Below are 7,660 nucleotides of genomic sequence, written 5' to 3'. Positions count from 1 at the left end.
CGCCGCGGCCGCCGACCGCGGCCGGACTCGACGGGTGGCTGGACCGGCTCGGCCTCGACGAGGCACCGCCGATCTGGAAGGGCCGGGACGCGGAGGACGGTGCGCCGACCGTTTACGTCTGTGAAGGATTCACGTGCTCGCCGCCGAGAACCGATGTCGACGCCGCGCTCTCGTGGCTCGACGATCGAGCTTGAGCCGCGCGTTCGGCACGAAGTGAGCGTCGTATCTCCGGGAGTAGGGATACGCTATTTATATATCGGGCCCGAGTAAGGCCGGACATGTACGACTTCGCCGTCGTCGGTGCCGGGCCGGCCGGGTCGCGGTTCGCCCGTCGAGCGGCCGAGGCCGGCCACGATGTCGTCGTTTTCGAGAAGGGCGAGGTCGGTACCCCGCTCGCCTGCTCGGGACACGTCTCTACCGACATCTGGGAGTACGTCCCCGAGAACGCCCGTCCGACGTTGTTACAGAACCGGGTGTTCGGCGCGCGGTTCCACACCGAGGGTCCCGGGTCGTCCCCCTACCACTTTTATAAGCGAGAGCCGGTGTCGAACGTCATCGACCGTGTGGGGCTGGATCGAACGCTGGCGGCGTGTGCCCGCGACGCCGGTGCCGACGTTCGCGAGGGGCACACCGTCACCGGTATCGACGAACGGCACGACCGCGTCGTCGTCGAGGCGAGCGTCGCCGAAGGGACGACGACGACGGTCGAAGCGCGGATGGTCGCGGGGTGTGACGGGCCGACGTCCCGGGTACGTCGTGCCGCCGACCTCGACGAACCCGACGAGCTGCTCCACGGCGTTCTGGCCTTCGATCCGGAGCCCGACGAGGGGAACTACGTCGACGTCCACCTCACCGCCCCGCGCTTCTTCGCGTGGCGGATCCCGCGCGGGGATGCCGGCGTCGAGTACGGACTCGCCGCCCCGCCGGACGACGACGTGAAAGCGCGGTTCGACCGATTGACCGCCGCGTACGGGGCCGAAACCGCGTCGTTCTGTTCCGGGGTTATCCCGGTCGGGCCGCCCGCGTCCGTGACGAGCGAGCGCGTGTTCCTGATCGGTGACGCGGCAGCACAGACGAAGCCGTTTACCGGCGGCGGGATCCTTTACGGGATGCGCGCGGCCGACGTGGCGGCGGCGACGATCGACCCGGGAGATCCAGATAGTCTCGCCGACTACGAGGCGGGGTGGCGCGACGAGCTGGCGACGGAGATACGGCTCGGAGAGGCGATCCGTGCGTGCTACTCGCTCCCCGAGCCGGTACAGCGCGCGGGGTTGTGGGCGCTCTCCGGCGAGATCGGCGTCCACATGGACGAGCCGTCCTCGTTCTTCTCGCGGGACCACCTCCGGCGGCTGTTTTCCTAGCGGCGGACGGTCGTCGACCACCGTCGGCCGTCCATTGATGCCGACTTACTCGTCGATGACGGTCGCGAACGAGACGTTTTCCCGGACGCTCGTGATCTCCACGGTCACCTCGTCGCCGAGCTCGGCGTCGGGAACGATGACGACGTATCCCCGTTCGATCTTGGCGATCCCGTCGCCCTTGTCGCCGAGCGTCTCGATCGTGACGTCACGGACCTCGCCTTCCGACACCGGCGGCCCCGACGGGGTCGTGTCGCTCGCGGACCGATTACCCCTTTCGGACGACGGTCGGCTATCCGTGGGGCCGCGTGAAGCGCCGGTCTCCTTCCCCTCCGCGCTCGACGTACCCTGATCGATCACGGCGACCCGGTACGTCTCGCCGGGCACCACGGCCCCGTGTTCGATCTCGCGTTTCGGAACGGACAGTACGTACCCCCCCTCGCCGTCGGTCTCCAGCTCCGCGGTAAAGAGGCACGAAAGTGAATCAGTTATTTCGACCATAGGGTGCCGTTCGTCGTAGGGTTACGAAAAACTCCCTATCCGATCGCGACGTGAACCGTGTGTCCAGATACCCCGATCGATCGCCGGTATTAGGGGTTTAGCCGGTGATCCGCGGATATCGGAGACGACAACCGAGCGGAACATAAACGCTTACCCTGATTCGAATGAAGTTCTTCGTATGAGCCGGAACTACGACTCACTTCACGACCCGAACGCGGAGTACACGATGCGGGAGCTCTCTTCGGAGACGATGGGGGTAACCGGAGCGCGCGGTGGCGGCCGCGACGTGGAGATCACGGACGTTCAGACCACGATGGTCGACGGTAACTTCCCGTGGACGCTCGTCCGAGTGTACACGGACGCGGGCGTGGTCGGAACGGGCGAGGCGTACTGGGGTGCCGGTGTCCCCGAGCTGATCGAGCGGATGAAACCGTTCGTCATCGGCGAGAACCCGCTCGACATCGACCGACTCTATGAGCACCTCATCCAGAAGATGTCCGGTGAGGGCTCCGTTGAGGGTGTGACCGTTACCGCCATCTCCGGCATCGAAGTCGCGCTGCATGACCTCGCGGGGAAGATCCTCGACGTGCCCGCCTACCAGCTCCTCGGCGGGAAGTACCGCGACGAGATGCGCGTTTATTGTGACTGTCACACGGAGGAAGAGGCGGACCCCGAGGCGTGTGCCGACGAGGCCGAGCGTGTCGTCGACGAGCTTGGCTATGACGCGTTGAAATTCGACCTCGACGTGCCGTCGGGACTGGAAAAGGACCGCGCGAATCGACACCTACGTCCGGGGGAGATCCGGCACAAAGCGGAGATCGTCGAGACAGTGACCGAGCGAGTGAAAGACAAGGCGGACGTCTCTTTCGACTGCCACTGGACGTTCTCCGGTGGTTCCGCGAAGCGACTCGCGGACGCGATCGAAGAGTACGACGTGTGGTGGCTCGAAGATCCCGTTCCTCCGGAGAACCTCGAAGTTCAAGAGGAGGTAACGAAGAACACGACGACCCCGATCGCGGTCGGCGAGAACCGGTACCGGGTTACGGAGCTCCGCCGGCTCATCGAGAACCAGGCGGTCGATATCGTCGCCCCGGACCTGCCGAAGGTGGGCGGTATGCGCGAGACGCGAAAGATCGCAGACGTCGCCAATCAGTACTACGTGCCGGTCGCGATGCACAACGTCGCTTCGCCGGTCGCGACGATGGCTGCGGCACACGTCGGCGCGTCGATTCCGAACTCGCTCGCGGTCGAGTACCACTCGTACGAGCTCGGCTGGTGGTCGGACCTCGTCGAGGAAGACGTCATCGAGGACGGCTACATCGAGGTTCCCGAGGAACCAGGGCTCGGTGTGACCCTCGACATGGACGCCGTCGAGGAGCATATGGTCGACGGCGAAACGCTGTTCGACTGAGCGGCACGAACCGGGACGCGCACGGCTCGTGTCCTGTTATCCGACGGATCGGACTCCGATCGTACCAGCGACCCGCCGGTTCCTACTGTTCGACTAGCTGATTTTTCAATCTGATGTGAATTTATTTAGGAAAAATTAAGCCAACAACCAGCAACTTCTGCCCCATGTCGCCAGAACAAGAGGTCTTCGGGCTCGTCGTGGACGGATCGGGAACCCCGCTTAGCGGGCGAGTCGTGGTGGGTCACACGGGAGGTGGATCGGAGCCGTCGGGACACTGGCTCACCGACGAGAACGGGGAGTTCCCGCTCGTCGCCGACGGCGGCTCGAGACTCGACCCGGGCGACGTCGACTTCACCGTCCGGGATCCGACGCAGGGCGGAACCGAGAACCCGGTCAACGGGCGTCGGATCCGGGAGGACGGCGAGGAGCGAACCGTCGAGCTCACCGTCACCTCGGCGAGCACCCCGATCCACGGGAGCGTCGAACACCGGGGCATGAACGACGCGGCGACGACGCGGATCGGCCGGGTTCGGAGTCACCGGTTCTGTAACCAGTTCCCCGAGCTCCCCGTCTACGACCGGTCGGACGAGTTCCTCCGGTCGTTGGGTGACACCGAGGTAACCGCCGACGGGGACCGTGACGGCCCGATGATGGAGCCTGCCGACGACCCTGTGGGGGACGCCGAAACTCCCGCGGCGTACGGCCTGTTCGGGCAGTTCATCGATCACGACATCACGTTCGATCCGACGTCGGACATCGACCGACGGAACGATCCGGCGGCGCTGCGGAACTTCCGGACGCCCGCGCTCGATCTCGACGCGCTGTACCGAACCGGCCCAGGGGTCACCCCGTTCCTGTTCGACCAGGAGCACCACGCGAGCGCACACCTCCTCACCGGCTCGGCAGTCGCACCCGACACCGACTCAGGGGGGCTGTCCGGGCTCCCCGGGACCGACCTCCAGCGCAACGAGCAGGGGGTCGCGCTCATCGGCGACCCGCGAAACGACGAGAACGTGTTGATCGCCCAGCTCCACCTCGCGTTCGTCAACTTCCACAACCGCGTCGTCGACTACCTCGAGACGCCTGAGGGAAGCGCGCTCCGGGGGGACGACGAACCGCTCCACGAGGCGGCACAGCGGCTCGTCAGGTGGCACTACCAGTGGGTCGTCCGGCACGACTTCCTCGCGCGGGTGTGTGACACGTACATCCTCGAGGACATCGAAGAGAACGGGCGACGGTTCTTCGTCCCGCCGGAAAAGGACGTGGCGATCCCCGTCGAGTTCGCCGGCGCGGGCTTCCGGTTCGGCCACTCGCTCATCCGACACGAGTTCGACATCAACGAGGAGTCCGGGAACGTTCGGTTGTTCCCGGGTCCTACCGGTGACGGGCCAAACCTCCGAGGTGGCCGGCCGGTACCCAGCCACCTCGTCGTCGACTGGACGCGGCTGCTCGACACGGGTGACGGCGACTACCAGCCGGCACGGAAGGTGATGCCGTTCCTCGCGCCGACCCTGTTCCAGCTCCCGATGGACGGGGAGGACTCGCTCGCCATGCGGAACTTCCAGCGCGGGCGGGCGCTCGGACTCCCGTCGGGCCAGGACGTTGCCGAGCGGATGGGGATCGACCCGATCCGCAACGAGGGGTTCGGGGACGACGCACCGATCATGGACGCGCTCCGAAAACACGGCCGCGGCGCGGACGGCCACGCCCCACTGTGGTACTACGTTCTCGACGAGGCGCGATATCAGAACGGCGGCGAACGCCTCGGCGCGGTAGGCACCCGGATCGTCGCGGAGACGCTTATCGGGCTCATCGAGTCCGACGAGGCCGCGTACCCGAACGCCGCGCCCGACGGCTGGGAGCCGAGTCTCCCGCAGCTGACCGAGACGGAGGGGTACACCCTCGCCGACCTCGTCGCCTTCGGCGAGGAGGGGACGCCCGACGGGCTCGTCATCGACGCCATCGATCCGGGGCCGGACGAGGCGGGAGGGGACCCGCTCGACGAGTCGGTGACGCTCCGGAACGCGGCCAGCGAGCCCGTCGACCTCACCGGGTACGTGATCGACCTGAGCGGCGGCCAGCGGGACGAGCTGCCGTCGACCACGCTGGATCCGGACGGAACGCTAACGATCCACGTCGGCTCCGGAACCGACACCGACACGGACTACTACCTCGGTCGGGAGCGTGCCGCGCTCAACGACGCGGGCGACACGGTGGCGCTCCTCGACCCGGACGGGGTGGTCAGCACCCGACGGGTGTACACCTGAGCTTACCCGGCGTCCACGACGGCGGATACGTCGGCGACCTCGATCCCGCGGGCGTCGAACTCGCGAGCGAGCTCGGCCGATCGCGGCTCGATCGCCTCCGGTTCGTGGCTGTCGGTGCCGGCGGTCATCGTAAGCCCGCGGTCGAGTAACACGTCGAGGAACGCCGGCGACGGATGGAACTCCCCGTAGTCGTCGAGGAGTCGCCCCGCGTTCACCTCGGGGATGGTCCGCGACCGGTCGAACGCGTCGGCGACCCGCTCGTAGTGATCGGGGGTCGCGAACCCGCGGAGGTGGGGGTTACGCTCGATCAGGTCCGGATGGGCCGCTATCGCGAACAGCTCGGAGTCGATCAGCGAGACGAGCTTCTCGAAGTACCGGTCGACGAGCGCCGCGCGCTCCGCGTCGTCCTTCTCGGCGAAGTGTGACCGGGTGTGGACGTTGGCGCCGTCGAGGTCATGGACGCTCCCGATCGCGTAATCGAACGGGACCTCATCGAGGAACGAGGCGATCGCCGCCTCGTGGTCGGGGTGGTAATCCATCTCGACGGCGTCGAACACACGGATGTCTCTCTGTTCGCTGATCCGCTCGATCGCCTCCCGGCGGCGTTCGTGCGTCAAATCGAGGTTGAATCCAAGGGCGCGCTTGTATCGTTCGGCACTCGGGTCCGGAGAGACGTTGCAGTGGTCGGCGATCCCGACGCCATCGAGACCGGCGTCAGCAGCGGCGTCGACCATCCACGACAGAAACGCCCCATCGGAGTAGGTCGTGTGGATGTGATAGTCGTACACAACGGAACAACGAGACGGGGGAGGACGTGCTTTCGGGTTCCGCGTCACCCCACCGCAACGCGCGTTTTTAAGTGGTCACCGATCGATCTATGATCACGTATGACACGCGCAGATCAGGAGGGGAACGGCACCCACCGTGACTACACAGTCGATCATCATCTCTCGGACGCCGAGCGCAACATCCACCGAGTGTGGGACAACTCACTCGACCCGGTTTTGACGGTTGAAGACGGTGCAGTCGTGCGGTTCGAGTGTCGTGACGCAGTCGATCGCCAGCTCGACGTCGAGTCGACCGCTGCCGACTTTGCGAACGTCTCCTTCGATCCGGTCCACCCGCTGACGGGCCCCGTTGCCGTCGAGGGAGCGGAACCGGGCGACGTCCTTCAGGTCGACCTGCTCGATTTCCAGCACAAGGGGTGGGGGTACACCGGGTTCATGCCGGGTGAGATGGGGCTCGGACTCCTTCCGGAGGAGTTCCCGGACGCGGGCGTGCACGTCTGGGATCTCCAGGGCGATGTCGGGCAGTTCGTGAACGGGATCGAGGTGCCGCTCGACCCGTTCCCCGGCGTCATCGGCCTCGCGCCCGGTACGGACGGTGAACACGACACCCTGCCGCCGCGTTCGACGGGCGGGAACATGGACGTGAAACACATGACCGCCGGTTCGACGGTGTATCTCCCGGTCGAGGTCGCCGGGGGGCTGTTCTCCACCGCGGACTGTCACGCCGCTCAGGGCGACGGCGAGGTGTGCGTGACGGGGATCGAAGCGCCGATGTTCGTCACCGCTCGCTTCTCGGTCCGGACGGACATGTCGATCGACCAGCCGCAGTTCGAGACGACCGGGCCGTTCACGCCGACCGGCCGGGACGAGCCGATGTACGGGACGACCGGGATCGCGGACGACCTGATGGAGGCGACGAAGCTGGCGACGCGACACATGATCGACCACCTCGCGACTGAGCGCGACCTCACCCGCGGGGAGGCGTACATCCTCTGTTCCGCCGCGATGGATTTGAAGATAAGTGAGGTCGTCGACGCGCCGAACTGGACCGTCTCGGCGTACATCCCGGAGAGCATCTTCCCCGACGGGGGGTAGCCCGAGTCACGACGGGGCAAACGCACACGGCCGTGACACTCAGCGGTGTTCCCCGTCGGTCCCCTGCTTCCCCTCCGAGTTCTCCCGAGTACGCAGCCGATCCGCGATGGCCGCACCGGCCGTCCGCGGGTCCGGATCCGTCACCTGAACCGCGTCGCCGACGGCGACCGGTCCGGGTTCGAGGACGCCACAACACAGCCCGCCACGGTTCCGCAGCGCGGACGCGAGCCCGTCCGCCCC

General features: G+C 66.6%; 7 protein-coding genes and 1 pseudogene. 5 read left to right on the top strand and 3 right to left on the bottom strand.

Annotated features, from left to right (window positions below):
- Nucleotides 1–194 (top strand): hypothetical protein (locus ACFQEU_RS08620; RefSeq protein WP_379781214.1); only part of this gene is annotated, 194 nt, incomplete at its 5' end.
- An 84-nt stretch (nucleotides 195–278) separates the two neighbouring features.
- Nucleotides 279–1,361 carry a geranylgeranyl reductase family protein gene (locus ACFQEU_RS08615; protein WP_379781212.1) on the top strand — a complete coding sequence of 361 codons (1,083 nt, stop codon included), beginning with the start codon at nucleotides 279–281 and terminating at the stop codon, nucleotides 1,359–1,361.
- Between the two features lie 45 nt (nucleotides 1,362–1,406).
- Here ACFQEU_RS08615 and ACFQEU_RS08610 read toward each other — a convergent pair whose 3' ends face one another.
- Entirely contained in the window at nucleotides 1,407–1,859 is a 453-nt protein-coding gene (locus ACFQEU_RS08610) for a TRAM domain-containing protein (protein ID WP_379781210.1), read from the bottom strand.
- Between the two features lie 178 nt (nucleotides 1,860–2,037).
- On the opposite strand from ACFQEU_RS08610, the gene ACFQEU_RS08605 reads away from it, so the two are divergent.
- Nucleotides 2,038–3,270 carry a mandelate racemase/muconate lactonizing enzyme family protein gene (locus ACFQEU_RS08605; RefSeq protein ID WP_379781208.1) on the top strand — a complete coding sequence of 411 codons (1,233 nt, stop codon included), beginning with the start codon at nucleotides 2,038–2,040 and terminating at the stop codon, nucleotides 3,268–3,270.
- 164 nt (nucleotides 3,271–3,434) lie between these two features.
- Nucleotides 3,435–5,537, top strand: a complete 2,103-nt coding sequence (locus ACFQEU_RS08600) for a peroxidase family protein (RefSeq protein WP_379781206.1) — start codon at nucleotides 3,435–3,437, stop codon at nucleotides 5,535–5,537.
- Between the two features lie 2 nt (nucleotides 5,538–5,539).
- Here the strand turns inward: ACFQEU_RS08600 and ACFQEU_RS08595 are convergent, their stop codons facing one another.
- A complete protein-coding gene (locus tag ACFQEU_RS08595; protein ID WP_379781204.1) occupies nucleotides 5,540–6,325 on the bottom strand; it encodes a PHP domain-containing protein in 786 nt (261 codons plus the stop codon).
- Nucleotides 6,326–6,424: 99 nt separating this feature from the next.
- On the opposite strand from ACFQEU_RS08595, the gene ACFQEU_RS08590 reads away from it, so the two are divergent.
- On the top strand, nucleotides 6,425–7,420 hold the full coding sequence (locus ACFQEU_RS08590) for an acetamidase/formamidase family protein (RefSeq protein ID WP_379781202.1): 996 nt from the start codon (nucleotides 6,425–6,427) through the stop codon (nucleotides 7,418–7,420).
- Between the two features lie 39 nt (nucleotides 7,421–7,459).
- Here the strand turns inward: ACFQEU_RS08590 and ACFQEU_RS08585 are convergent.
- A pseudogene (locus tag ACFQEU_RS08585) lies at nucleotides 7,460–7,660 on the bottom strand (MOSC domain-containing protein); the annotation flags it as partial.

It is taken from the genome of Halorubrum tibetense (genome assembly GCF_042661865.1).
GTDB lineage: Archaea > Halobacteriota > Halobacteria > Halobacteriales > Haloferacaceae > Halorubrum > Halorubrum tibetense.
The sequence above is the reverse complement of the archived record's forward strand: the minus strand, read 5'-3'. Positions and strand labels throughout refer to the sequence as shown.